The organism is Streptomyces sp. NPDC051218, assembly GCF_044455475.1.
In the GTDB taxonomy this organism is placed as follows: domain Bacteria; phylum Actinomycetota; class Actinomycetes; order Streptomycetales; family Streptomycetaceae; genus Streptomyces.
This window is the reverse complement of sequence record NZ_JBITEU010000003.1, coordinates 297,494-321,256: the sequence shown is the minus strand read 5'-3', so window position 1 is coordinate 321,256 and position 23,763 is coordinate 297,494. Positions and strand designations below refer to the sequence as shown.

Sequence of the window (23,763 nt, the reverse complement as noted above, 5' to 3'; positions counted from 1 at the left end):
AGTCTCATGTCGTACGACGTCGAGAAGCCGGACGAGCAGTGGCGCGCGGAGCTGAGCCCCTCGGAGTACGCGGTGCTGCGCCAGGCGGGCACGGAGCCCGCGTTCGTGGGTGAGTACACCGACACCAAGACCAAGGGCGTCTACTCCTGCCGCGCGTGCGGAGCGGAGCTGTTCACCTCGGCGGAGAAGTTCGAGTCGCACTGCGGCTGGCCGAGCTTCTTCGACCCCAAGGACACGGACGCGGTCGAACTCCTCCAGGACTCCTCGCACGGCATGGTGCGCACGGAGGTGCGGTGCGCACGCTGCGGCTCGCACCTCGGCCACGTATTCGAGGGCGAGGGCTATGCGACACCGACGGACCAGCGGTACTGCATCAACTCGATCTCGCTGACGCTGGCGGCCGAGGAGGGCTGAGCGGCGGTTCACGTGACGGGCGCCCGGCAGCGGACAACCGCTGCCGGGCGCCCGTTCGTGGTCCGGAACGTCAGAACGTCAGCTTCCAGCTGTTGATGTAGCCGGTGTCCTGCGCCGCCACGTCCTGCACGCGCAGCTTCCAGGCGCCGTTGGCCGGTTCGCTCGATGCGTTGACCGTGTAGGTCGCGATGACGTTGTCCGCCGAGTCGTTGCCGCTCGAGTTCTTCAGGCGGTATGCCGTGCCGTCGGGGGCCAGCAGGTCGACGACCACGTCTCCGCGCCAGGTGTGCCGGATGTCGACGTCCGCCTTGAGGGTGGCGGGGGCGTTGCCCGTGCGGCCGGTGATGTTGATCGACGAGGTCACGGCCGCGCCGTTGTCCGGGATGGCGACGTCAGCGGTGTTCTCGTACGTGTCGCCCGGCGGGACGGGAGTCTCCGTGCCGAGCGTCCAGACGGCGTGGGCTATGGCGTCGCTGTTGCGGTCCAGGGCCGTGTCGTTGATGTTCGACGTCGTGTCGCACGACGAGTGGTAGCAACGGTCGAAGGCCTGGCCGGCCGTGCCGCCCCACTTCTGGGCCTGGGCGCTGGACTTCGTACGGCTCGCGCCGGTGAAGAGGCCGCCGACCGGGATGCCCACGTTCTTGAAGCTCGCGTGGTCGGAGCGGCCGTCGCCCTCGGTCTCGATCTCCGTGGGGACGTTCAGGGCCGCGTAGTAGTCCTTGAAGGTCTTCTCGATCGTGGGGTCGTCGTCGTAGACGAAGTAGCCCGGGTTCGGGGAGCCGATCATGTCGAAGTTGAGATAGCCGGAGACCTTTGAACGCTCGGTGGTGGGGAGGTTGTTGACGTAGTACTTCGAGCCGATCAGACCCAGTTCCTCCGCGCCCCACCAGGCGAACCGCAGGTGTTTCGTCGGCTCCAACTGCGCGCGTGATACCGCGAGTGCCGTCTCCAGGACTCCTGCCGAGCCCGAGCCGTTGTCGTTGATGCCGGGGCCCGAGCTGACGCTGTCGAGGTGGGCGCCCGCCATCAGGACCTTGTTCGGGTCGCCGCCCGGCCAGTCAGCGATGAGGTTGTAGCCGGTGGCGCCGCTGGAGGTGAACTGCTGCACGGTGGTGGTGAACCCGGCCGCGTCCAGCTTGGCCTTCGCGTAGTCGATCGAGGCCTTGTAGCCGGGGCGTCCGTGGGCGCGGTTGCCGCCGTTGGCCGACGCGATGGACTGGAACTGGGAGAGGTGCGCCTTGACGTTGGCGAGCGGGATGTCGGGGGCCGCGAGCGTCGGGGAGGGCGCGGCGGTGGCCGCGGGCGCGGCGGTGGCGAGCAGTCCTGCGGCGGCGAGGGTGGCGACGCCCGCGGTGGCCCGTCTCAGGGCGCGGGGTATGGCGGGTCTGGAGATTCTCATGTGGGGCTCCGAATTCCGAACAACGAGGGGGACGGAACGTACTGACGCCCTGCGACGCGGATGCCGCAGGGCGCTGGAGCTGTGCTGAGCAGAGGTGCAGAGGTGGGGCGCGTGGTGCGTTGCCTGATGTTGGGGCTGGGGCGGGGCAGCGTCAAGAGGCGAAACCGGTCAGATGCCGGTCAGCCAGTTTCGGATAGCGGACACCTCGCGCGCCGACGCGTCCCACCGGGTCCTTGCCGTCGCCGGGCTCAGTCCTCTTCCGGTGTCTCCGGACGCAGCAGCGGGTGCTTCACACCCGGGAACACCCGGGCCTTGATCACCGGCTCGGCGTCCGCACCCTGGACCACCGTCTCGGCGATGCCCCAGGGGCGGCCGGGCAGGACGACGAAGATGGTGTACGAGGACGCGCAGCCCATGCACTCGTAACGGTCCACCCAGGTCTCGACCTCGGTGCGGCTGCCGGGATAGCGGGCCACGTGGCGGTGGCGGGCGTGGCAGCGGTCGCACTTCTCACCCGGCTCGCAGGTGCCGCCGCAGGGGCACGGCACGTCCAGGGTCTCGGCCGGCTGCCAGCGCTGCGTGACGACGGCCTCGCGGGTGGCGCCCATGTCCTTCATGGCCTTGAGATTGCGGGCGGCGACGTTGTACGACTCGCCGGTCGACGTCATCCGGTTCCGGATCACGTCCTTGCGTCCGCGGTTCGTCGTCATTCTGGGCCTCCTGGGGTTCACGCAGCCCACCAGGAGGCCCATGAGATCGGTCCCTCTACGGTACCCGCCGTCCGGCGCGGGCCCGAATTCCGGACCGCGGTCCGGACTACTCGATGACCAGCTCGACCTCGATATTGCCGCGCGTGGCCTTGGAGTACGGGCAGTACGCGTGCGTGGCCTCGACCAGCTGCTGCCCGGTCTCGCCCGCCAGGGAGTCCGGCAGCTCCACGCGCATCACGACCGCGAGCCCGAAGCCCGCGTCGTCCTTGCCGATGGAGACCTCGGCGGTCACCGAGACGTCCTTGGTGTCGACCTTCATCTCACGGGCCACCGCCCCCATCGCACTGGCGAAGCAGGCCGCGTACCCGGCGGCGAAGAGCTGCTCGGGGTTGGTGCCCTGTCCGTTGCCGCCGAGGGCCGGGGGCATGGCGAGCGCGAGGTCGATCTGACCGTCGGAGCTGACGGCGCGGCCCTCGCGGCCGTTGGCGGTGGCGACGGCGGTGTACAGCGCGTTCATGGGTGTCCTCTTCCCTCGGGGGGCGTGCTCGGTGGCTATGCCATAACCATTGCACACAATTAAGTTGTGCACAACTTAATCGTGCGTGCCAGGTACGCTGGGACCCATGACGTCATCGCCGACCGCCGTACCCCCCGGGCCGACCGGGCCTCCCGGGTCGACCGGAGGCGAGCTGCCCGGCGTGCCCGACGCCGAGCTGCTCCGCCTCGACCACCAGGTCTGCTTCTCGCTGCACGCCGCCTCGCGCGCCTTCGGCGGCGTGTACCGCGATGCCCTCAAGGATCTGGGGCTCACGTATCCCCAGTACCTGGTCATGCTGGTGCTCTGGGAACACGGCCCGCAGCCCGTCAAGGCGATCGGGGAGCAGCTGCGCCTCGACTCCGGCACGCTTTCGCCGCTCCTCAAGCGACTGGAGAGCGCGGGACTCGTGCGCCGCGAGCGCAGCGCCGCCGATGAGCGCTCCGTCACCGTTCAGCTCACGGACGCCGGAGCCGAGCTGCGCGAGCGGGCGCTGCCCGTCCCGCGCCGGATCCTCGCCTCGACCGGCCTGACGGTCGAGGAGGTGCTTGCCCTGCAGGGGCTCCTCGGCCGGCTGACGGGGGCGCTGGACGAGGCTCAGTGAGACGCGGATCAGCCGGTCGCGGCCCGCGTCACCGCTTCAGATCGCGCACGTACTTCGCGAACTTCTCCAGGCCGTCGATGTTGCGCGGCCCGCTGATGCCCTCGTTGTAGTCGAGGACGAAGAAGTTGTTCTTCTTCACGGCGGGCAGGTCCTTGGTGTGCGGGGACTTCTTCAGGAAATCGATCTTCTTCTTGGCGGGCATGTCGCCGTAGTCGAAGATGATGATGACCTCGGGTTCGGCCTCGGCGACGGCCTCCCAGTTCACCTGGGTCCAGCGCTCGTCGAGCCCGTCGAAGATGTTCCTGCCGCCGGCTGCCTTGATGATGTCGTTGGGCGGGACCTGGCTGCCCGCCGTGAAGGGCTGGTCCGTTCCGGAGTCGTAGAGGAAGACGGGGAGCGGGTCGCGCTTGAGGGATGTGGGGGCCTTGGACTCGGCGGCGGCCACGCGCTTCTTGAGGCCGCTGACCACGTCGTGCGCCTTCTTCTCGACCTTGAAGATCTTGCCCAGGCGGTCCAGGTCCGAGTAGAGCGCCTTGAACGGGGTTACTTTCTGCGGGTACTTGGGGTAGTTGAAGCAGCTCTCCGTGTGCATGAAGCTCTGGATGCCGAGCTTGTCCAGGATCTGCGGGGTGATGCCGCGCTGGTCGCTGAAGCCCGAGTTCCATCCCGCGACGACGAAGTCCGACTTGGCCTCCACGACGAGTTCCTTGTTGAGCAGGTCGTCGCTGAGCATCTTCACCTTGGCGTACTCCGAAGCCCAAGGGGACTCGCTCACCGGCGGGTTGGCCGGAGGCATCACGTAACCGTGGACGTGTTTCGTCAGGCCGAGGCTGAACATCTTGTCCGCGCTGCCGCCCTCGTAGACCACCGCGCGCTGCGGGGTTCGGTACGCGACCGGCTCACCGCAGCGCTTGACGGTGACCTTCTCGGAGGCGCCCGCGGACCTGGGGTCCGGGTTGACCTCGGCGCCGCAGCCGGCGAGCAGCAGGGACGCCGCGAGCGCCGATCCGATGGTGGTGCGTGTTCTGGGCATGGTCCGGTGGTGCCTTTCACAGGGGAGTGGAGGGGGCTAAAGGGGAGTGGAGGGGGCTAAAGGGGAGTGGAGGGGGCTAAAGGGGAGTGGAGGGGCTGAGCGCGTAGAGGAGTTGGGGGTCGCCGGTCAGCGGGTGGGTGATCACGCTGGCCTTGACGCCGAACACCTCGTCGACGAGACCGGTCGTGAGCACCTCTTCCGGCGTACCGGCGGTCACCAGTGCGCCCTGGGACAGCACCCCGATGCGGTCGCACGCGGCCGCCGCGAGGTTGAGGTCGTGCAGGACCACGAGGACGGTGAGGCCCGAGCCCTTCAGGAGCGAGAGGAGCTCTATCTGGTGGCGGACGTCGAGGTGGTTGGTCGGCTCGTCGAGGACGAGGATGCGCGGCTCCTGGACCAACGCCCTTGCCAGCAGGACCCGTTGGCGTTCGCCGCCCGACAGGGTCAGTACGCCGCGGTCGGCGAGGCGGGTGAGGTCGAGGAGCGCCATCGTCCGTGCGCACAGGTCGCGTTCGCGTGCGCCGAGTGCTTGGTTGCCGCGCAGGTGCGGTGCGCGGCCGAGGGCGACGACTTCCTCCACAGTGAAGTCGAGGTCTACTGCGCCGTCCTGGGCCATCGCGGCGACGAGCTGCGCACTGCGGCGCGGCGCCAGGCGTGAGAGGTCGTCGTCGCCCACCCTGACCACGCCGGAGCTGGGGCGCAGCGCGCGGTAGACGCACTTGAGCGCGGTGGACTTGCCGCTGCCGTTCGGGCCCACCAGCCCCACGATCTGGCCGCTGCCGACCTCCAGGGACAGGTCCCGGACGAGGAGCTTGCCGTCGATCGTCACGGACAGACCGTCGAGTGCGAGATTCATGGCATCCATCTCAACGGCCCCCGAACATATAGCCCTTGCGCCGCATCAGCGTGACGAACACCGGTACGCCGACCAGTGCCGTGATGACCCCGAGGGGCAGTTCGCGCGGCGCCACGAGGGTGCGCGACACGAGGTCGACCCAGACCATGAACACCGCTCCGACCAGCGGTGCGACGGCGAGTACGCGGGCGTGGGTGGCCCCGACCACCATGCGTACGAGATGGGGCATGACCAGGCCGACGAAACTGATCGCGCCGCTCACGGCGACCATCACCCCGGTGATGAGCGAGGCGAGCAGGAGCAGGCCCTTGCGGTGCCGGTCGGGGCTGATGCCCAGGCTCGTCGCGGTCTCGTCGCCGAGCGCGAGGACGTCGAGCGCCCGGCTGTACCGGTGGAGCATGGCTGTGCCGAGCACCACGCAGGCGGCCACGACGGGGAGGGCGCCCCAGCTCGCGGCGCCGAAGCTGCCCATCGTCCAGTACAGGACCATGCTGGTGGCCTCGCTGTCCGGCGCGAAGTAGATGATCACGCTCATCACGGCCTGGAAGCCGAGTGCCATGGCCACACCCGTCAGGACGAGCCGCAGCGGCGAGAGCCCGCCGCCGCGGCTCGCCGATGCGACGTACACGAGGAGGGAGGCGACGAGCGCTCCGATGAACGCTCCCGCCGACACCGCGTAGATGCCGAGGGCCGCGAGGCCGCCGGTGACGGTGACGGCGACGGCTCCGACCGAGGCCCCGGACGAGACGCCGAGTACGAAGGGATCGGCGAGGGCGTTGCGCACCAGCGCCTGGATGGCGACGCCGACCGCACTGAGCCCGGCGCCCACAAGTGCCGCGAGGAGCACGCGAGGTGTACGGATCTGCCAGACGATCTGATACGTCGTCACGTCACCGGAATCGATGCTCCCGCCGCTGATCGCGGCCCACAGGAGCCGGGCGGTGTCGCCCGGCGAGACGACGGCGGAGCCGAGGCCGATGGCCACGACGACGGAGCCGAGGAGGAGAAGCAGCAGCCCGGCACAACCTGCCACCAGCCCCACCCGGGAGGAAAGCAGACTCCGGACGCTCTTGGCCCGGGGGCCCGATGGAGGCGCGTCAGGGACGGGAGCAATGGCTGCCGAGGGGGAGATCGCGGGCGGCGGGGGCATGGCGGGGCGGGCCTCTCGGTCGGGTTGGGGGTAGTTGGGTTGGGGGTGGGTTCGGGTGCGGTGGAGACCTCGGCAGGCGCCGGCGGATGGCTGTGGAGGGCCGGCAGGGTGAGGCCGTCAGGGGTGGGCCGCCGGGGTTGGGCTCCGCTTGCGTCGGGGATCGGCCGCCGGGGGTGGGCCCCGCTTGCGTCGGGGCAGGCGCGGAGGAACGGCTCCGGGACGGCACTAGGTGACGGTCCCGCCTCCCTTCTCCGGACCGTCCGCTGCGGGGATCTCGTTCGCAGGGCTGACGTGGCTTGTGGGGTTCTGCTTCGCGGGGGCGTCGTCTGTGGGGGTCTGGACCGCCGGGTCGTCGTTCGTGGGGGTCTGGGTCGTCGGGTCGTCGTCTGTGGGGGGCTGGGTCGTCGGGTCGTCGTCTGTGGGGGTCTGGACCGCCGGGTCGTCGTTCGTGGGGGTCTGGGTCGTCGGGTTCCGTTTCGGCGGAGTTCCGTCCGCCGGTTGATCCGTGCCCGGGTCCCGATCGCCCCGATCCCGATCGCCCGGGTCCTGATCGCCCGGGTCCGGGTCGCTCGGGTCCGGGTCGCTCGGGCCCCGGTAGCTCGGGTCCGGGTAGCTCGGGTCCGGGTAGCCCGGGCCCCGGTAGCCCGGGCCCCGGTCGCTCGGGCCCCCGTCCTCCGGGTCCCGGCCCCCCGGGGCAACCGCTTCAGCCCTCAGCACGAGAACCGCCGCCACCAGTGCCGCCACCACCAGCAGCCCGAAGGTTGCGGCGATTCCCGCGTAGCCGGCCAGGCCAAGGCCCAGGCCGCCCAGGCCCGCGCCTGCGAAGACTCCGAGGCTCATTCCCGCCGCGTTCACGCTCAGGGCCGCGCCGCGTTGCGTGCCGCAGCGGCGGACCAGCAGGCTGATCACGCACGCGGCCACCACGGCGTGGCTCGCGGCGTGCAGGGACGTCATCGCGAGAGCCAGCGGCAGCCAGTGCGTGAAGTAGAAGCCCACCACCGAGACGAGCGCGGCGACCAGGCCGATCGCCAGCAGCCGCTCGGTGCCGATCCGCGGCTCCTCGGAGTTCGCGACCCGGCCCGTGAGGAGGTTGCTCACGAAGAACGACGCCCCGCTGAGCGTCCACACGAACGCGAAGAGCCCGGGGCCGAGTTGGAAGCGGTCGTCGTAGTAGGCCGCCAGGTAGGAGAGGTAGCCCATGAACACCGCCGTGCGCAGCAGGGCGATGAGAAGCAGGGGGGCTACCCCCGGGATCCTCGCCAGTGACGCGAACGAGGCCGCGTAGCCCAGGCGTTGGGTCGGCTCTACCGCCTCCACCCGCTTGTCCTTGCCGCGTACGTAGAAGATCGCCGCGAGCAGCAGCGAAACCCCCGTCACCGCGAACAGATCACCCTGCCAGCCCCAGAGCAGCGCGGGCAGCGCGATGACCGGCGCCGCCAGCATCGCCGTCATCGACTGCGTCGCCGTGACGAGTGTCGCCGCGCGCCCCGCCGCCTTCCCCGAACCGAAGCGGTCGGCGGCGGCCGCGGTCAGCGCCGGGTTCAGTACCGACGTACTGGCGCCGACGAGCAGGCAGAACACGGCGAGCAGAATGAAGTCCCCGCTCGCACCGAGCGCGGCGGAGACCCCGAGCGCGGCGAGACCGCCCGCCGCTGCCCACTCCTTGCGCACCCGGTCGATCAGCGGGGCGAGCGCGGTGCCCACCAACAGGGCGGCGAGACCGCCGAGTCCGCGCAGGCCGCCAAGGGTCGCGACACTGCTGTCCGCGTCCTCGGCCATGGGCACCAGATACGTGCTGAAGATGGTGAACGGCAGCAGACCGACCGCGGAAGCGACCAGGACGGGCCACAGCGTACGGGCCATCCGCAGGTCGCCCGGTAGTGCTTCTTCAGTGACGGCCGGCGACGCGGAAGCCGCGGACTGCCCCCTGGAGTTGACGCTCACGCCGCCTCCTTGTAGCGGTAGAGCGGCGTCTCGTCGGCGCTGAACTGCGAGAAGGCGAAGGGTTCCGCGGAGAGCCCGGTCACCCCGGCGGGCAGGAACGCGCGGGCCACCGCGCTGCCGCTCTGGGCGTACACCACCAGCGGCACCCCGTGCTCGCGGCAGTGCGCCAGGATCAGGTCGAACGTACCGTTGCTCAGCGTCATGCCGGTGGCGACCACGGCGTCGGCCTCCTTGAGCACCTCCGTCATGTCGTCGGTGATCCGGTCGCCCCACTGGGTCGTACGGAGATTGAGGTCGCAGGGCAGACAGACGCCACCCCGCTCACGTATCGCCGCGACAAGGGGGTTGACCACACCGATGAGCGCCACCTTCGCGCCCGGCTCGATGTCCAGCAGCCCGGCGATGGCGGCATCGCGGGCCTCCGCGCGGACCTCCGGCGTACCGGTGGGCAGCGTGACGCGCTCGGCATCCGCGGCGTCCCGGTGCGGGCTCACCTGCGCGAGATACGCGTCGAGCGCGGCGATGCGGACGGGCGTGGACTCGGCCCGCAGCAGCTTGTCGAGGCTGTGGCCCGAGGCGTTCTCGCAGAAGTCCGGGGTGAGTTCACCGGCCTCGAAGGAACAGGCGCCGAACGCCGTGCCGACACGGAGCAGCAAGTAGTGGTTGTGGTACGTCACTTGGCCGCCCGCGAGCCGGGTGGTGTTGTACAGCCAGAACGCGCTGGTGACGGTGAGGTCCTGCGGATCGGGACCGTACGCGCCGGCCAGGACGGCGTCGATGAGTTCCGCGACGTTGTGGGGCGTGCGCGGATCGGGGTGGGACATGTGGTGTGCCTTCGGGAGTGGGAGTGGGGACGGGGGTGGTTGCTGTCAGGGGAGGTCGGGCCAGGACGTCGTCGACCAGGGGTGCCGCAGCTCGTCGAGTGAGGTGATTTCGTGGGGCTTCAGGGTGTCGATGTCCGGCGCCTGGGCGTGTTTCGCGTAGGCGCTCTCTACATAGCGATGACCCGTGTCCGCCGCGATGAACACATACGTACGGGAATCGTCTCGGCGCTGTTCCCACAGCGTGGTCAGATAGGCGGCGCCGGTGGAAAGGCCGGCGAAGATTCCGCTGGTCCGCAGGAGCGAGACCGCGCCGGAGACCGCGCAGTCGAAATTCACCCAGTGCACGCGGTCGTACGCCTTGTGCCGGACGTTCTGGAATTCGATGGCACTGCCGATCCCGGCGATGATCATGTCCGGGTCGGCCACGTGCTCCGAGCCGAAGGTGACGCTGCCGAAAGGCTGCACGCCGATGAGTGACACATCGCGGCCCGCCTCCCGCAGATAGCCGGCGATGGCGCCGGTCGAAGCTCCCGAGCCGACCCCGCCCACCAGGGCGAGCGGACCGTCGGGCACCTCGGCGTCGATCGTCTCGGCGACCTCGCGATAGCCGAGGTAATGAATGCTGTCGTGGTACTGCCGCATCCAGTGGTACGAGGGATTCGCCTCGAGTATCTCCGCGATGCGCCGCACTCTCAGCTCCTGGTCGAGCCGGAGATTCTTCGAGGGCCGCACCTGTTCCAGCGTGGCGCCGAGTATCTCCAGCTGGACCCGCAGTGTGTGGTCCACGGTCGTGGAACCCACGATGTGGCATTTCATTCCGTGGCGGTGACAGGCGAGCGCGAGCGCTTGCGCGTAAATGCCGCTGGAGCTGTCGATGAGGGTGTCGCCGGGTTTCACGGCGCCGGAATCAAGAAGGTGACGGACTGCTCCCAGGGCCGAATAGATCTTCATCGTCTCGAACCGGAGACAGACCAAGTCCGGCTCCAGGGATATGAGATCGGGTTTCTTCACCGCTTCGGCTATGTGGTCGTGCATGTCTGCCCCCTGTGTGTCCCTGGACGTGGGTCCCCGGGTGTCCCTGTGTGTTCCTGCGTCTGCCGCCGAGCCGAGAGCATCACACTAGATGAAAATGATTGTCAAGACGGATAGGGTTGTGGCAGCCTGTGGGCGCTGAAGATGTCGGGACGTCGGGAGGAGACTTGTGAAGCTGTCCGTGGAGGCCGGGCCGAGGCCACGCGTGGCGGGTGCGGGATCGGCCGGCATCGGAGTGGGTACCGCCTTCGGGACCTTCGGCGAGCTGCTTCAGGGCGTGCTGCCGGAGGGGGACGGGGACTTCCTGGTGACGTTGCCCGTCGCGCGGTGGACGATGGCCACGTTCCGGCGGGAGCCCGACTCCGGGGGTGAGGTGACGGTCCGGCCCGCGCGCAAGACCAAGGCGCTCCAACTCGCCCGCACCATTGGTGAGTTGGCGGAGCGGCAGACCGGAGTGTCGACCGGGGGGACCCTCCACGTCGACAGCGTCATCCCCGAGGGCAAGGGTCTGGCGAGCTCCTCGGCCGACCTGGTCGCGACCGCGCGTGCGGTCGGGCAGGCGCTGGGTGTCGCGATGCCGCCGACGCGTATCGAGCGGCTGCTCGCGGACATCGAGCCCACGGACGGTGTGCTCTACCCGGCGATCGTCGCCTTCCACCACCGCACGGTGCGGCTGCGCGGCGTCCTCGGATCACTCCCGGTCATGGCCGTGGTGGGGATCGACGAGGGCGGCTCGGTCGACACGGTCGACTTCAACCGTATCCCCAAGCCGTTCACCCTGGCCGACCATCATGAGTACGCGCGCCTGCTCGACCGGCTCGCGTGCGCCGTCCGCCGCCGCGACCTGGCGGAGGTCGGCAGGGTCGCGACCCGCAGCGCCCAGATGAATCAACTCCTGCGCCACAAATGGACGTTGGGGCCGATTCGGGAGATCTGCCGGGAGGTCGGGGGCCTGGGTGTCGTCGTGGCGCACAGCGGCACGGCCGTGGGCATCCTCCTCGACACCGAGGACCCCTCGTACACACAGCGTGTCAGCGCGGCGGCGCAGGCGTGCGGGGAGCTGATGGGTGGGCGTACGGAGGGCGGGGTTTCGGTGTACCGGACGCTGAGTTTCGCGAACGGTCCGGGCTAGGAGAGCACCCGAGCGTTCCGGGCTGGAAAAGCACCCGAGCGGTCCGGGCTAGAAGAACACCCCGCACTGCAGCAGCACGTTCGCGTACGGCGTGGCCTCGCCGGTGCGTACCACCAGGCGGGCCGTGGCCGTGCGGCGCTTGAGTTCCTCGTGGGGGACCAGGGTGAGGGGGGTGACGCGGGAGGACAGGAGGTCCGCTGTCGCCGGGCTCGCCTGACGGACCTCCGTCGCCGCCGTTCCGCCCTCGGTCACCAGCTCGGCGAGCAGCCCGTCAAGTACCTCCGCGAACGACGGGACCCCCGCCCGGAAAGCCAGGTCGACGACCCGCGGCCCCGGCGGGATGGGCATGCCCGCGTCGCAGATGAGGACCGTGTCCCCGTGGCCCAACTCGGCGAGTGCGCCGGACAGATGGCGGTTGAGGATGCCGGTCTTCTTCACGCGCTCGCCACCTCGTCCGCCGTCGGGTACGACTCCTGCGCGCCCCGCCGGGTGACCGAAGCGGCCCCCACGCGCGCCGCGTACGCCGCCGCCGTCGGGAGGTCTTCGCCGAGGCCGAGGCGCCAGGCCAGGGCCGCCGTGAACGCGTCGCCCGCGCCGGTCGTGTCCACCGCCTCCACCTTCGGGCTCGACACCGTGACGGGGGAGCTGTGGCCGTCCGCCGTCAGTGCTCCCTGCGCGCCCAGAGTGATGACCACCGAGCGCGGGCCGAGGGCGAGCAACGCCCGCGCCCAGTCCTCGGGGGAGCCCTCGACGGCCGCGTCATCGCCCAGGATGTAGCGCGCCTCGTGCTCGTTCACCACCAACGGGTCGCACGCCGCGAGGACTTCGGGCGGGAGCGGGGCCGGTGGAGAGGGGTTGAGGACGAAACGGGTGGCGGCGGGCACGGTGCGTACGACCTCCGTGACCGACTCGATGGGGATCTCGAGCTGCGTCGAGACCACTCGGGACGCGGCGAGCAGGCTGCCCGCCGCGCGGATGTCCTCGGGGGTCAGCCGGGCGTTGGCGCCCGGCGAGACCACGATGCTGTTGTCGCCCGACGGGTCGACGGTGATCAGCGCGACGCCCGTGGGCGCCCCGCCGACCAGCACGCCGACCGTGTCCGCGCCCGCCGCCCGCTGCGAGTCGAGCAGGAGCCGGCCGTGGGCGTCGTCGCCGACCCGCGCGAGCAGAGCCGTGCGGGCTCCGAGCCGAGCCGCCGCGACCGACTGGTTCGCGCCCTTGCCGCCGGGGTGCGTGACGAGGTCGGAACCGAGGACCGTCTCGCCGGGGGCGGGCCGGCGCTCGACACCAACCACCAGATCGGCGTTGGCCGACCCGACGACCAGGAGGTCGTACGTGGCGTCGTCGATATGAGGCTCGTGGTCGTGCATCTGTGGGTCCAACTCCTGCTCGTACGGTGTTGAGGCAATGGAGGCGCGGTCAGGAGAAGTCGGCCGCGTTCTTCTTCGTGACCACCTTGACCGGGACCTTCACCGTCTCCTCGACCTTCTTGCCGCGCATCGCCTTCACCGCGTTCTGTACGGCGATCCTGCCCAGCTCCTTCGGCTGCTGGGCCACGGACGCGTACAGCGTGCCCGCCTCGACGGCCTTGAGTCCGTCGGGGGTTCCGTCGAAGCCGACCACCGAGACCGACTTGCCCGCCTTGTTGCCGAGCGCCTTGGCGGCGCCGAGGGCCATCTCGTCGTTCTCGGCGAAGACGCCGTTGATGCCGGGGTTGGACTGCATGAGGTTCGTCATGACGTCCAGGCCCTTGGTGCGGTCGAAGTCCGCGGGCTGGGAGGCGACGACCTTGATGCCGGGGTACTCCTTGATGCCCTCGGCGAAGCCCTTGCCGCGCTCGCGGCTCGCCGACGTGCCCGCCACGCCCTGGAGCGTGACGATCTTGCCCTTGCCGCCCAGCTTCTCCGCGAGGGTCTTCGCGGCGAGCTTGCCGCCCGCGACGTTGTCCGAGGCGACGAGCGTCGCCGCCTTCGCCTTGTTCACGCCGCGGTCGGCGGCGATCACCGGGATGTCGGACTTGTTGGCGCCGCGCACCGCGGGGCCCACCGCGTCCGAGTCGACGGGGTTGACGATGATCGACTCCATGCCTTCGCCGGTGAAGTTCTGCAGCTGGTTGGTCTGCTGCGATGCGTCGTTCTGCGCGTCCGTCACCGTCAGGTCGACGCCCGCCTTCTTGGCCTCCGCCTGCGCGCCCTCCTTCATCTGCACGAAGAAGGGGTTGTTGAGGGTGGAGAGCGACATGCCGATCTTCGTCGTCGTACCGGACGAGCCGTTGTTGAAGAAGGAGACGGCGCCCACGACGGCCGCCACCAGCACGGCCGCGATGCCGAGCTTCAGTATCTGCGGACCCTTCTTCCCGCCACCGGCCGCCGCGCCCGTCGAGGCCCCCGGAGTCGCCCCCGCCTTGCGCCGCAACGTGTCCAGGAGGACCGCCAGCGCGATGACGACGCCGATCACGACCTGCTGCCAGAAGGCGGACACCGAAAGGAGGTTGAGGCCGTTGCGCAGCACCGCCAGGATCAGCGCACCGATCAGCGTGCCGGACGCCTTGCCGACACCGCCCGCCAGGCTGGCGCCGCCGATGACGACCGCCGCGATCGCGTCCAGCTCGTAGCCCTGCGCGGCCTGCGGCTGCGCGGAGACCAGGCGGGAGGCGAGGACGATGCCCGCGACGGCGGCGAAGAGGCCGGACAGGCCGTAGATGACGAGCTTCTGCCGCTTCACGCGGAGCCCGGAGAGACGGGCCGCCTCTTCGTTGCCGCCGATCGCGTACATGGAGCGGCCGATGTACGTACGGCCCAGGATGAGGGCGGTGACCAGACCCATCGCGATCATCACGATGACCGGGACCGGCAGCCACCCTCCGATGGTGTCACCGAGGTTGGAGACCGAGTCGGGGAACGGGATCGGGCTGCCCTGCGAGATGACCAGGGAGAGACCGCGGGCCACCGACAGCATCGCCAACGTCGCGATGAACGGCGGGAGTTTGCCGTACGAGACGAGCAGACCGTTGACGAATCCGCACGCGATGCCGGTGCCGACGGCGAGAACGACCGCGAGCCAGACCGGCAGCCCTTCGGACGTCGCCGACCACGCAAGAACCGTCGCGGAGAGCGCAGCCACCGAGCCGACCGACAGGTCGATGCCCGCCGAGACGATCACGAAGGTGACACCGAACGCGAGGATCGCGGTGACGGCCGCCTGCACGCCCACATTGAGCAGGTTCTGGGTGGTGAGGAAGTCCCCGGACAGCAGCGACATCGCCACCAGGAGGACGACCAGGGCGCTCAGCGCGCCGTTGTCGAGCAGCACGCGGCGCAGACCGGTGGCGCCACCCGCGTTGCTCTTCAGCGTTTCAGTGGCCACGGGAGGCCTCCCCTTCGTTCGCGTCGTTCTGTGTCGCTGCCGACACGTCTGTCGGTGCGGTGGTGCTGACGGCCAGCGCCATCACCGCGTCCTGCGTCGCCTCGTCCGCCGCGAGTTCGCCCGCGATGCGGCCCTGCGCCATGACGAGCACGCGGTCGCTCATGCCGAGGACCTCGGGCAGATCGCTGGAGATCATCAGGACCGCGTGCCCGGAGGCTGTCAGTTCGTTGATGAGCTGGTAGATCTCGACCTTCGCGCCGACGTCGATGCCGCGCGTCGGCTCGTCGAGGATGAGGACCTTGGTGTCGGCGAGCAGCCACTTGCCGATGACGACCTTCTGCTGGTTGCCGCCGGACAGCGTGCGCACATGCTGGCCGAGGCCGGCCATCCGCACGCCGAGCTGCTCGGCGATCCTGGCGGCCGCGACCCGCTGCCCCTTGAGGTCGACGAGCCCGGAGCGCGTCGCCGAACGCAGCGTCACCAGGCCGAGGTTCTCCTGAACGGAGGCGTCGAGCAGCAGCCCTTGCCCCTTGCGGTCCTCCGGTACGAGGCCGATGCCCGCGCCCATCGCGGCGATCACGTCATGCCGGGGCAGCCGTTCGCCGTGTACGTCGACGGAGCCCGCGTCGTACGGATCGGCGCCGAAGACGGCGCGGGCCACCTCGGTGCGTCCCGCGCCGACGAGCCCCGCGAGGCCGACGACCTCCCCGGCCCGCACCTCGAAGCTGACGTCGTGGAAGACGCCGTCTCGGGTGAGGCCCTTCACCGTGAGCAACTCACCGCCGGTGTCGGGACGTTCACGTGGGTACTGCTGCTCGATGCTGCGGCCCACCATCAGCCGTACGAGCTCGTCCTCGGCGGTCGACGCGGGCACCTGGTCGACGCTGCGGCCGTCGCGCAGGACGGTCACGCGGTCGCCGAGGGCGGCGATCTCCTCGAGGTGGTGGGTGATGAAGACGACTCCGACGCCGTCCGCCCGCAACTGCCGCACGATCGCGAAGAGCTTGTCGACCTCCTCGCTCGTCAGGACGGCCGTCGGCTCATCCATGATCAGAACGCGGGCCTCCAGGCTGAGCGCCTTGGCGATCTCCACCATCTGGAGCCGGGCGATGCCCAGTTCACGTACCTTGGCGCGCGGCGACACCTGGACGCCGACCCGCTTCAGGAGCTCCTCGGCGGCCGACTCCATCGCCTTGCGGTCGATCATCCCGAAGCGGCGCGGCTGGCGGCCCAGGAAGATGTTCTCGGCGACGGTGAGGTCGGGTACGAGGTTGAACTCCTGGTAGATCGTGGCGATGCCGAGCCGCTCGGCGTCCTGCGCGCCGTGGATGCGGGTCTCCTTCCCGTCCACGAGGATGCGGCCGCTGTCGGGGCGGTAGGCGCCGGAGAGCATCTTGATGAGCGTGCTCTTGCCCGCGCCGTTCTCACCGAGCAGGACGTGCACCTCGCCGCGGCGCAGGTCGAAGTCGACCGAGTCGAGCGCGACGACGCCGGGGAAGGTCTTGCGTATTCCCTCGATGCGCAGCAGCTCGTCGGGGTCGCGGTCGGCGCCGCGCGGCAACTCCTCTGCGGTACTCACGTGTTGCTCCTCCGGTCGGTGGGGGACTCGCCGCAGGAGCGGCGTACGACGAGACGGGCGGGCAGGGTGACGGACCGGGGGCTCCTGCCCTCGATCAGGTCGACCAGGGCCTGCACCGCCGCCCGGCCCAGATCACCGGTCGGCTGGGCGATGGCGGTGATCGGCGGGTCGGTGTGCACGAACCACGGGATGTCGTCGAAGGCGGCGAGCGCGATGTCGTGCGGCACGCGAAGGCCGCGCCCGCGGATCGCGTCCAGCGCGCCGAGGGCCATCAGGTTGTCCGCGGCGAAGATGGCGTGGGGCGGCTCGGGCAGCGCGAGGAACCGCTCGGTGGCGCGCAGCCCGCTGTCGGCCTGGAAGTCGCCCTGCCCGATGTACTCGGCGGGCAGCGGGAGCCCGTACGCGGCGAGTGCGTCGCGGAAGGCCTCGACGCGCTCGCTGCCGGTGGTGGTGGCCGCGGGCCCGGCGATGATCGCGAGCCTGCGGTGGCCGATCGCGTGCAGGTGGGCGACCAGGTCACGGACGGCTTCGCGGCCGTCGGCGCGGACGACGGGGACGTCCACGCCCGGGATCCAGCGGTCCACGAAGACCATCGGGGTGCTGGAGCGCGCGGTGTCGAGCATCAGCGGGGAGCCGCCGTCGGTGGGGGAGACCAGGAGCCCGTCGATCCGCCGGTCCAGGAGCGTGCGCACGTGGTGGTCCTGCAGCTCGGGCCGCTCGTCGGCGTTGCCGATGATCACGCTGTAGCCGAGTGCGCGGGCCGCCTCCTCGACGGAGCGGGCCAGGGCCGTGAAGTACGGGTTCAGTACGTCGCTGATGACCAGCCCGAGCGTGCGGGTCTGGGCGGTGCGCAGGGAGCGGGCGACGGCGTTCGGGCGGTAGCCGAGGCTCTCCGTCGCGGCGATGACGCGGGCACGGGCGGCCGGGCTGACCGAGGGGTGATCGTTCAGGACGCGCGAGACCGTGGCGACGGATACGCCTGCCTCGGCCGCGACGTCCTTGATGCTCGCCATCGCCGGTCCACCTCCTCGTGGAATCGATTACACGGAGGATTGGAATCGATTACACGGGCAGGTGGCAAGACCCTGACGGGACAGCGAGACCAGATTGTGATGCGGGGCGCTCAGGTGAGCGGGACGATCACGGGCGCCCCCGGGTCGCTACCGGATCACTGGAACGGCACCGTCAGCCACGGGCTGTCCGGATCCGAGACCAGCTCGCGGTGGGCCTGGAGGACGGTCGTGTACCAGTCCCCGAACTGCTCCTCGTCGAAGTGGAGGCAGCGCCCGAGGACGTAGCCGGCGGAGAACTCCTCCCATGACGTGTACGCCGTCCGGGCCGCGTGGCTCGCCCGCCCGACGGCCGCCTCCAGCTCGGCGTGGGTCGCGTACCGGGCGCCGCGCCCCCAGCGGGCCATCTTCGACGCGCGCCCGATGTCCCAGGCCGCGATGGTGCGGACATGGCCGTCGGGCGGCAGGAGCTCGTCGGCCCTGAAGCGGGACTCGTAGCGGATGATCTTGCCGACGAGGCCGCGCAGCGCGGCGACGAAGTCGTCCAGGTCGGGGTCGTCGCCCGGCTTGTGCGCGACATCATGGCCGCCGTTCTCGGCCATGCGGTTGCGGATCGTCACCTCCACGCACCGGCGCCACAGCTCCGGGTCGACGCGCGGGCCGAACTGCTCGATCAGTGACGTACGGGCGCCGAGGACGAAGTCCCAGTACCAGGGGCTGACTTCACCGTTCAGGAGCCGCTCCTGTGTGTCGAGCCAGTCCTCGCGGCCGTGCACGCCCCACCACTCCGCGAGGCGCTCCACCTCCGAGTCGTACCCCGCGCCGTGCCAGTGCAAGGTGTTCCAGGCGTCGCCGTTGGCGAAGCAGAGGTGGGCGCCGCAGGCCAGGCCGTGCAGCAGGACGGGGGACTCCGGGGCGCCGGTGCGTCGGGTGTCGATGCGGTCGTGCAGACGGCCGTCGACGTAGAGGTCCGCGTGCAGGTCCGCCCAGACATCCCGTTCCTCGTCCGTCGTGAGATAGAACTGCTGGCAGGGGGTGGCCGCGTTGACCACCAACAGGTCGATGTCGTCGGGCAGTTCGGCGGCGAGCATGCCCAGCGTGACGAACTCGTACACCACCTCGGGGTGCGGGCGCGGCAGAAGACCGACGGTGTACATCTGCGCGATCCGGCGGCCGTCGGGGAGGTCGATGGTGAGGACCGGGCGCTCGGTCGCACCCGGCACGACGTGGGTCGCGGCCACCGGGCGGTACAGACCCGTGACGGCTATCGCCCGCAGATAGGTGTACCCGTCGTCGGCCTCGCACAGTTCGTACAGATGCTCTTCGAGGTCGGCCGGCGCCTGCCAGGGGGTGCCGTCGTCGGGAGCCTCTGCGCTCGGGAAGATGTCGTCGTGGTTCTCGTCATCGGTGGCGGGGACGGCTGCGCCGTGCATGCGGGAGTCTCCGTGGTCGACGGCGCGCGGGCTCGCGCGCGGGGTTCGCGGTGGATCTTGAACCGTATCCGATGGCTACCGCGTACTCGGCACGTGGACCGGCACCGACTTGAGCCCGTTGATGAAGTTGGAGACAAGGCGCCGCGGCGCTCCGGCCGGCTCCGGAGGCGCGGGCCACACGTCCCGGAACTCCTCGTACAGGACCCTGAGTTGGAGTCGTGCGAAGTGTGCGCCGAGGCAGACGTGTGGGCCATCGCCGAAGGAGACGTGGGGGTTGGGGGAGCGGGAGAGGTCGAGCCGGTGCGGGTCCGCGAAGACGCGCTCGTCGTGGTTGGCGGAGGCGTGGAAGACGACCACCTTGTCCCCGGCGCGGATGGTCCGGTTCGCCAGGATGGTGTCCTTGGCGGCTGTCCGGCGGAAGGTGAGGACCGGGGGGTGGTGGCGCAGGAGTTCGTCCACGGTCGTGGAGATCGGGGCGTCGCCCTCGCGGAAGCGGCGGTACTCGTCCGGGTGCTCGGCGAACGCGAGGAGGCCGCCGGGCGCCGCACCGCGCACGGTGTCGTTGCCCGCGACGGTGAGCAGGAAGAAGAACATCTCCAGCTCGGGGGCGGTCAGTTCGGGGTCGGTCGCGAGGGTGGTCATGATGTCGTCGGCGGGTACGCGGCGCTTGTGTGCGGCGAGGTCGCGCGCGTAGCCGAACATGTCGCGCAGCATCGCCGGTGAGCGGGGGTTGACCGGCTTGCCGTCAGGGCCGAGCGTCAAGGCCGCTGCCTCTTCCGGGTCCTGGTAACCGATCACGCGCTGGGTCCAGTGCAGCAGCAGGCCGCGGTCGCTCTCCGGAACGCCGAGGAGGTCGGCGAGGTTGAGCAGGGCGTAGTCGTCGGTGACGGCGGGGACGAGATCGCAGATGCCGTCGGAGTCCCCGGCCCGGTCCATGGCCGTCGCGAGCAGGGTGCGGGCCCGGTGGCGCACCAGGGACTCGAAGCGTTCGACGCGCCGGGGCGTGAACGCACGGCTCACCATCCTCCGTAACCTGCCGTGCGCAGAAGGGTCCTGATTCAGCATCATGCGCCGTATGAACGGCAGGTCGTCCGGGTCCGGGTCGCGGATCTGCGTGGCGCCCAGATACGACGAGTACGTGGCGGAGTCCCTGAGCACCCGGACGACGTCCTGGTGCCGGGTCACCGCCCAGAAGCCGGGCCCCGCGGACCAGTCGAGCACGCGCGGCTCGTTCTGCCAGGCGACGGGGCACCGGTCGCGCAGGATGCGATAGCGGTCGTGCGGCACCCCGGCGGCGTACTGCCGGGGGTCGAACACATCGGGGACGGCGGTCAGTTCGGTGCTCACGAAAGGCTGTCTCCGCTCACTCGGTCACTCGCGCCGTCCTTGCGCAGAAAGTCCTCCACGGCGCGGATGAGCGCCAGCGGCGTCTCGTCCATCGCGTAGTGGCCCGCCTGGGGGAGCTCGGTGAGTTCGGCGCGCGCGTACCAGCGCAGCCAGGTCCGGCGCATCAGCTCCGCTCCCAGCGCGGGGTCCAGCTCCCCGACCACCGCGAGGGCCGGCACGGTCGAGCCCTCGATCCGGTCGTGGAAGTCCTCGCCCGCCCAGGAGTCGAGCCAGGTACGGAAGGCCTTCGCATCGCTCACCTCCAGCGAGCGCTCCACCATGCGGTCGAGCCAGGCCGCCGGCCGGGTGCCGCCGGTGGTGACATCGATGATGGCGCGGCGGTTCCCCGGCAGCCGGTCGGCCTCGGCGAACAATTCCCACTGCTCCGGCGGAAGTTCGAGACCGGACGCGGGCACGGGCGAGACGCCGACCAGCCTGCGGACCCGGTGCGGTGCGATCGCGAGGACCCGCTGGGCGACGCTGCCACCCATGGAGTGGCCGATCAGCGAGAAGCGGTCCCAGCCGAGGAGGTCCGCGAGCGCGACGACGTCGGCGGCCCCCTCGGAGGTCGTGCAGGCGCCGGCGGCGTCCTTGGCCTCGCCGTATCCGCGCAGATCGACCACCGCGTACTGGAAGGACGCGAGGTCGAGGTCCGCGAGCAGCGGCGCGTACGCCGAGCGGTCGGCGAACCAGCCGTGCACGGCGATCACCTTGTGGGGGCCGTCGCCCAGGAGGGCGTGCGGGAGCTGGAAGGACGGGGAGGAGGCCATGTCGACTCCGATCACCTTGCGGAAGGCGCCTTGAGGAAGTGGCCGTGCGTGGCGGCCCGGGACAACGTTGGACCCAACCCCTCGGGCCCGCAAGGGTGCACTGCGGTGCACTGGCGCGCACCGCGTCTCCGGAGAGCAGGGCGTGGTCCGAGTGATGACCGAGGAAGGTGAAAACTTGGCGGACGGCCTGCGATCGAGGCGCGCGGATGGTCACAATGTGGCATGGCCATCCGCCGACTCAGCTATCGGCTCGACGAGGAGCCGGTCACCGGAGCCGTCCGTCTGATCCCCGCACAGGCGGGGCCGCAGGAGCAGGAGAGCGAACAGACCCCGGAATCCCCCGAGGTGGCCGAGTACGTGCGCGCCGTCGGCCACCGTGAAGGACTCAGCCGCAGCAGACTCCCCGGGGGCGGCGCGCTCCTGTGCGCCACCGTCGACGCGGGGCGCCGGGTCGACGCCGTATGCGTCGACGCGCTCGATGAACTCCCAATGCCCGCACTGGACTTGTCGACAGAGCAGCTCGTCGGCTTCGCCCGCGAGAACGCGCCCCGGGTCGAACCCTTCCTCGCCGACGTGCGCCGGTTGTTCGACGAGCGGGCCGGACGGCAGATCGTCGTCGCCGCACACGACCCGCTGACGGTGGCCCACTGGGTCGCGCTCGCCTGTGCCTCGCTCCCCGGACCGTACGCGTCCTCGCTGACGTTCAGTACCTGGACGGCGCAGCCGCGACGCGCGCCGCAACAGATCCTCGGCATCGGCCCGGACGCCGACTTCGACCGGTTCGACGGCACGACGCTCGACCACCTCTACCGCGTCCACGACGGCATCGGCGGCCAGGGGAGCACCCCGATACCCGACACCTGGGCCGAGGTGACCGCCCGGCAGTGGATCGAGGGGACACCACCCCAACCGGGCGCCGATGACGACCCGTTCGCGCTGACACGACCGACCCTCGACGTACGGCAGTTGGCCGCGATGTCCGGTGACGCCCGCCAGGAGATCGTCCGAGCCCATGCCGCAGCCGTGGCCGAGCAGAGCGCGGGCAGCCCTCTCGTCGACGAGCTGTACGCCCTGTGCCAGGAGCTCGGCACGGAGGACCGCGCCGCCGCCGAACCCCTCGCCCTCGCCCTGGCCCGGCACTACGTGTCCGTGGCCGAGGACCAGGACACGCTGCCCGACCTCGCCGCCTGCGAACGGCTGCCGCTGAGCGCGGAGGCCTGGCTGCGGCTGCGCGGAGAGTTCGGCGGGCGCGCGGACGACGAACTGCGCCGCAGACTGCGCGCCCCCATGGGGACCTGGACCGAGCCGCTGCGGCTCGCACTCGCCATGGGCGCGGACGCGGGGCGCGGACTCGACGAGGCCATGCGGCGGCTCGCCAGGGCTCTGCTCAACCCCGGGCGGCGCGAGTGCGCCGAAGCCGTCGAGGTCCTGGAGGCGCTGGGCCACACCGGTCTGAACCGGCGGGTCCTGAAGCTGCTCGCGCAGGACCTCAACGACCCGAAACTGGACCGGCTGCGTGACTTCGTCAACGCACCGCAGGGAGCGTGGCTCCTGCGGCACATCGACGACGCTCCCCTCGCCCTCCGCCTCGCCGAAGCCGCCGCGCGCCTGAGGAGGGAGTCCGGCGGGCCGCGAGGCGCCGACCTCTTCGACGCGCTGACGGAGCTGCTGCCGGGGCGGCGGGTGCACGACGTCGAGACGCTGCGGCTGCTGTGGCGGCTGGTGTGGGGCGGCCGGCAGCCCGACCGCGTCGACATGATGCGCCTCGCCAGGACCTGCACGGCACGCCTGATCATCGACGCGGGCTACGGCATCCGTCTCATGGGCCTGCTCATGGAGCCGGAACGGGTCGACGCCGAGCTGGTCGACCTGGCCAGGGCCCTGCACGCCCTGCGCCTCGGCCCGCGTGAGCGCGCCACCGCCGGACTCCTCGTACTGGCAGCGGACTTCGCCGACCTGCGGGTGCCCGCGGACCGCGCCGTCGGCGAGCTCGGCACCACCCTGCGGCGGGCGTCTCCCGTCCATGTCGTCCTGCGCAGGGGAGTGGACGAGCTGGTCGCGCGGGGCCTCGCCAGGGTGGACCCGGCCGACCTGTACCGCTCGGGGGTGCTGCGGGACCTGATGGCCGCGGAGGGCAATGTGCTGCGGGCGTACCGCGCTCACCTGCTCGACGACGGGGCCTGCGAGCGCCTGGTCCACGCACTGCCGCACAACCCCGCTCTCATCGCCGCGCTCTACAACACCTGGCGGCCCCGCCAAGGGCGCGGGGTCACCGCGGAGTGGCAGCGGGTCTCCGAGGAACTGCTCGCGCGAATCCTGGCCCCCGTACTGCCCCGGCTCGAGGACCTGGTGCTCGGTCAGGTCGCCACGGAGCTGGCCCGGCTCACGGAGAGGCGGGGACAGCAGCGCGTCCAGGAGTGGAACGCGTGGCGCGCCGGACTGGCGGAGGCTCAGGGCCCACCGAGACCGCAAGGTCCCCCGAGACCGTGAGGCCCCCCGAGACCGCAAGGCCCCACCTCCTGACACCTCTTCCACAGACGACCAGCCCCCGCTCCACAGACGACGCGCGAGAGGACCAGCGTGAGG

21 protein-coding genes are annotated in these 23,763 nt (G+C 70.6%); 4 read left to right on the top strand and 17 right to left on the bottom strand.

Annotated features, from left to right (window positions below; all coding sequences use genetic code 11):
- Positions 1 to 6: 6 nt before the first annotated feature.
- Entirely contained in the window at positions 7 to 414 is a 408-nt protein-coding gene (msrB, locus tag ACIBCK_RS12445; RefSeq protein WP_399389401.1) for a peptide-methionine (R)-S-oxide reductase MsrB, read from the top strand.
- A gap of 70 nt (positions 415 to 484) precedes the next feature.
- On the opposite strand, the gene ACIBCK_RS12440 is transcribed toward msrB, so the two are convergent.
- The 3 genes from ACIBCK_RS12440 to ACIBCK_RS12430 form a co-directional block, all read right to left on the bottom strand.
- Positions 485 to 1,813, bottom strand: coding sequence for a M28 family metallopeptidase (locus ACIBCK_RS12440; protein ID WP_399389399.1), 1,329 nt, complete (start codon positions 1,811 to 1,813; stop codon positions 485 to 487).
- A 248-nt stretch (positions 1,814 to 2,061) separates the two neighbouring features.
- A complete protein-coding gene (locus ACIBCK_RS12435) occupies positions 2,062 to 2,523 on the bottom strand; it encodes a hypothetical protein (RefSeq protein WP_399389397.1) in 462 nt (153 codons plus the stop codon).
- 106 nt (positions 2,524 to 2,629) lie between these two features.
- Entirely contained in the window at positions 2,630 to 3,040 is a 411-nt protein-coding gene (locus ACIBCK_RS12430; RefSeq protein WP_361054176.1) for an organic hydroperoxide resistance protein, read from the bottom strand.
- A 106-nt stretch (positions 3,041 to 3,146) separates the two neighbouring features.
- Between ACIBCK_RS12430 and ACIBCK_RS12425 the strand changes: the two genes are divergently transcribed.
- The gene (locus tag ACIBCK_RS12425; RefSeq protein WP_399389396.1) at positions 3,147 to 3,662 is read left to right on the top strand and encodes a MarR family winged helix-turn-helix transcriptional regulator; all 516 of its coding nucleotides are present in this window, start codon (positions 3,147 to 3,149) and stop codon (positions 3,660 to 3,662) included.
- Positions 3,663 to 3,690: 28 nt separating this feature from the next.
- Here ACIBCK_RS12425 and ACIBCK_RS12420 read toward each other — a convergent pair whose 3' ends face one another.
- From ACIBCK_RS12420 to ACIBCK_RS12395, 6 genes are all read right to left on the bottom strand, one after another.
- Complete coding sequence (locus ACIBCK_RS12420; protein WP_399389394.1) at positions 3,691 to 4,695, bottom strand: ABC transporter substrate-binding protein; 1,005 nt, start codon at positions 4,693 to 4,695, stop codon at positions 3,691 to 3,693.
- 76 nt (positions 4,696 to 4,771) lie between these two features.
- Positions 4,772 to 5,551, bottom strand: a complete 780-nt coding sequence (locus ACIBCK_RS12415; RefSeq protein WP_399389392.1) for an ABC transporter ATP-binding protein — start codon at positions 5,549 to 5,551, stop codon at positions 4,772 to 4,774.
- Positions 5,552 to 5,561: 10 nt separating this feature from the next.
- A complete protein-coding gene (locus tag ACIBCK_RS12410; protein ID WP_399389390.1) occupies positions 5,562 to 6,584 on the bottom strand; it encodes a FecCD family ABC transporter permease in 1,023 nt (340 codons plus the stop codon).
- 342 nt (positions 6,585 to 6,926) lie between these two features.
- Entirely contained in the window at positions 6,927 to 8,645 is a 1,719-nt protein-coding gene (locus tag ACIBCK_RS12405; RefSeq protein WP_399389389.1) for an MFS transporter, read from the bottom strand.
- Entirely contained in the window at positions 8,642 to 9,469 is an 828-nt protein-coding gene (locus ACIBCK_RS12400; RefSeq protein WP_399389387.1) for a Rossmann-like domain-containing protein, read from the bottom strand. The genes ACIBCK_RS12405 and ACIBCK_RS12400 overlap by 4 nt, the downstream gene beginning before the upstream one ends.
- A gap of 45 nt (positions 9,470 to 9,514) precedes the next feature.
- Positions 9,515 to 10,504, bottom strand: coding sequence for a pyridoxal-phosphate dependent enzyme (locus ACIBCK_RS12395; protein ID WP_399389385.1), 990 nt, complete (start codon positions 10,502 to 10,504; stop codon positions 9,515 to 9,517).
- Positions 10,505 to 10,676: 172 nt separating this feature from the next.
- Here ACIBCK_RS12395 and ACIBCK_RS12390 point away from each other — a divergent pair, with 172 nt between their 5' ends.
- The gene (locus ACIBCK_RS12390; RefSeq protein ID WP_399389778.1) at positions 10,677 to 11,633 is read left to right on the top strand and encodes a kinase; all 957 of its coding nucleotides are present in this window, start codon (positions 10,677 to 10,679) and stop codon (positions 11,631 to 11,633) included.
- Between the two features lie 48 nt (positions 11,634 to 11,681).
- Here ACIBCK_RS12390 and rbsD read toward each other — a convergent pair whose 3' ends face one another.
- The 8 genes from rbsD to ACIBCK_RS12350 form a co-directional block, all read right to left on the bottom strand.
- Positions 11,682 to 12,071, bottom strand: coding sequence for a D-ribose pyranase (gene rbsD / locus ACIBCK_RS12385; RefSeq protein ID WP_399389383.1), 390 nt, complete (start codon positions 12,069 to 12,071; stop codon positions 11,682 to 11,684).
- A complete protein-coding gene (locus ACIBCK_RS12380; RefSeq protein WP_399389382.1) occupies positions 12,068 to 13,003 on the bottom strand; it encodes a ribokinase in 936 nt (311 codons plus the stop codon). The genes rbsD and ACIBCK_RS12380 overlap by 4 nt, the downstream gene beginning before the upstream one ends.
- Before the next feature lie 49 nt (positions 13,004 to 13,052).
- Positions 13,053 to 14,999, bottom strand: a complete 1,947-nt coding sequence (locus ACIBCK_RS12375; RefSeq protein WP_399389380.1) for a substrate-binding domain-containing protein — start codon at positions 14,997 to 14,999, stop codon at positions 13,053 to 13,055.
- Complete coding sequence (locus ACIBCK_RS12370) at positions 14,989 to 16,578, bottom strand: sugar ABC transporter ATP-binding protein (RefSeq protein WP_399389379.1); 1,590 nt, start codon at positions 16,576 to 16,578, stop codon at positions 14,989 to 14,991. Before ACIBCK_RS12370 ends, ACIBCK_RS12375 begins: the two co-directional genes overlap by 11 nt.
- Positions 16,575 to 17,591 (bottom strand): LacI family DNA-binding transcriptional regulator, encoded by a 1,017-nt coding sequence (locus tag ACIBCK_RS12365; protein ID WP_399389377.1) that lies wholly within the window; start codon positions 17,589 to 17,591, stop codon positions 16,575 to 16,577. Before ACIBCK_RS12365 ends, ACIBCK_RS12370 begins: the two co-directional genes overlap by 4 nt.
- A gap of 155 nt (positions 17,592 to 17,746) precedes the next feature.
- Positions 17,747 to 19,021, bottom strand: a complete 1,275-nt coding sequence (locus ACIBCK_RS12360) for a DUF1266 domain-containing protein (protein WP_399389375.1) — start codon at positions 19,019 to 19,021, stop codon at positions 17,747 to 17,749.
- Between the two features lie 75 nt (positions 19,022 to 19,096).
- Positions 19,097 to 20,368: a cytochrome P450 gene (locus ACIBCK_RS12355; protein ID WP_399389373.1), complete on the bottom strand. Its 1,272-nt coding sequence runs from the start codon at positions 20,366 to 20,368 to the stop codon at positions 19,097 to 19,099.
- Positions 20,365 to 21,177, bottom strand: coding sequence for an alpha/beta fold hydrolase (locus tag ACIBCK_RS12350; RefSeq protein WP_399389370.1), 813 nt, complete (start codon positions 21,175 to 21,177; stop codon positions 20,365 to 20,367). The genes ACIBCK_RS12355 and ACIBCK_RS12350 overlap by 4 nt, the downstream gene beginning before the upstream one ends.
- 222 nt (positions 21,178 to 21,399) lie before the next feature.
- Between ACIBCK_RS12350 and ACIBCK_RS12345 the strand changes: the two genes are divergently transcribed.
- Entirely contained in the window at positions 21,400 to 23,667 is a 2,268-nt protein-coding gene (locus tag ACIBCK_RS12345) for a GTPase-associated protein 1-related protein (RefSeq protein ID WP_399389369.1), read from the top strand.
- The last annotated feature ends 96 nt before the right edge of the window (positions 23,668 to 23,763 follow it).

Bases quoted from the DNA above. Each gene is read 5' to 3' on its own strand.
- msrB (WP_399389401.1), top strand. From the start codon at position 7: ATGTCGTACGACGTCGAGAAGCCGGACGAGCAGTGGCGCGCGGAGCTG.
- ACIBCK_RS12435 (WP_399389397.1), bottom strand. From the start codon at position 2,523: ATGACGACGAACCGCGGACGCAAGGACGTGATCCGGAACCGGATGACG.
- ACIBCK_RS12420 (WP_399389394.1), bottom strand. From the start codon at position 4,695: ATGCCCAGAACACGCACCACCATCGGATCGGCGCTCGCGGCGTCCCTG.
- ACIBCK_RS12430 (WP_361054176.1), bottom strand. From the start codon at position 3,040: ATGAACGCGCTGTACACCGCCGTCGCCACCGCCAACGGCCGCGAGGGC.
- ACIBCK_RS12415 (WP_399389392.1), bottom strand. From the start codon at position 5,551: ATGAATCTCGCACTCGACGGTCTGTCCGTGACGATCGACGGCAAGCTC.
- ACIBCK_RS12425 (WP_399389396.1), top strand. From the start codon at position 3,147: ATGACGTCATCGCCGACCGCCGTACCCCCCGGGCCGACCGGGCCTCCC.
- ACIBCK_RS12360 (WP_399389375.1), bottom strand. From the start codon at position 19,021: ATGCACGGCGCAGCCGTCCCCGCCACCGATGACGAGAACCACGACGAC.
- ACIBCK_RS12345 (WP_399389369.1), top strand. From the start codon at position 21,400: ATGGCCATCCGCCGACTCAGCTATCGGCTCGACGAGGAGCCGGTCACC.
- ACIBCK_RS12350 (WP_399389370.1), bottom strand. From the start codon at position 21,177: ATGGCCTCCTCCCCGTCCTTCCAGCTCCCGCACGCCCTCCTGGGCGAC.
- ACIBCK_RS12440 (WP_399389399.1), bottom strand. From the start codon at position 1,813: ATGAGAATCTCCAGACCCGCCATACCCCGCGCCCTGAGACGGGCCACC.
- ACIBCK_RS12400 (WP_399389387.1), bottom strand. From the start codon at position 9,469: ATGTCCCACCCCGATCCGCGCACGCCCCACAACGTCGCGGAACTCATC.
- ACIBCK_RS12395 (WP_399389385.1), bottom strand. From the start codon at position 10,504: ATGCACGACCACATAGCCGAAGCGGTGAAGAAACCCGATCTCATATCC.
- ACIBCK_RS12365 (WP_399389377.1), bottom strand. From the start codon at position 17,591: ATGGCGAGCATCAAGGACGTCGCGGCCGAGGCAGGCGTATCCGTCGCC.
- ACIBCK_RS12380 (WP_399389382.1), bottom strand. From the start codon at position 13,003: ATGCACGACCACGAGCCTCATATCGACGACGCCACGTACGACCTCCTG.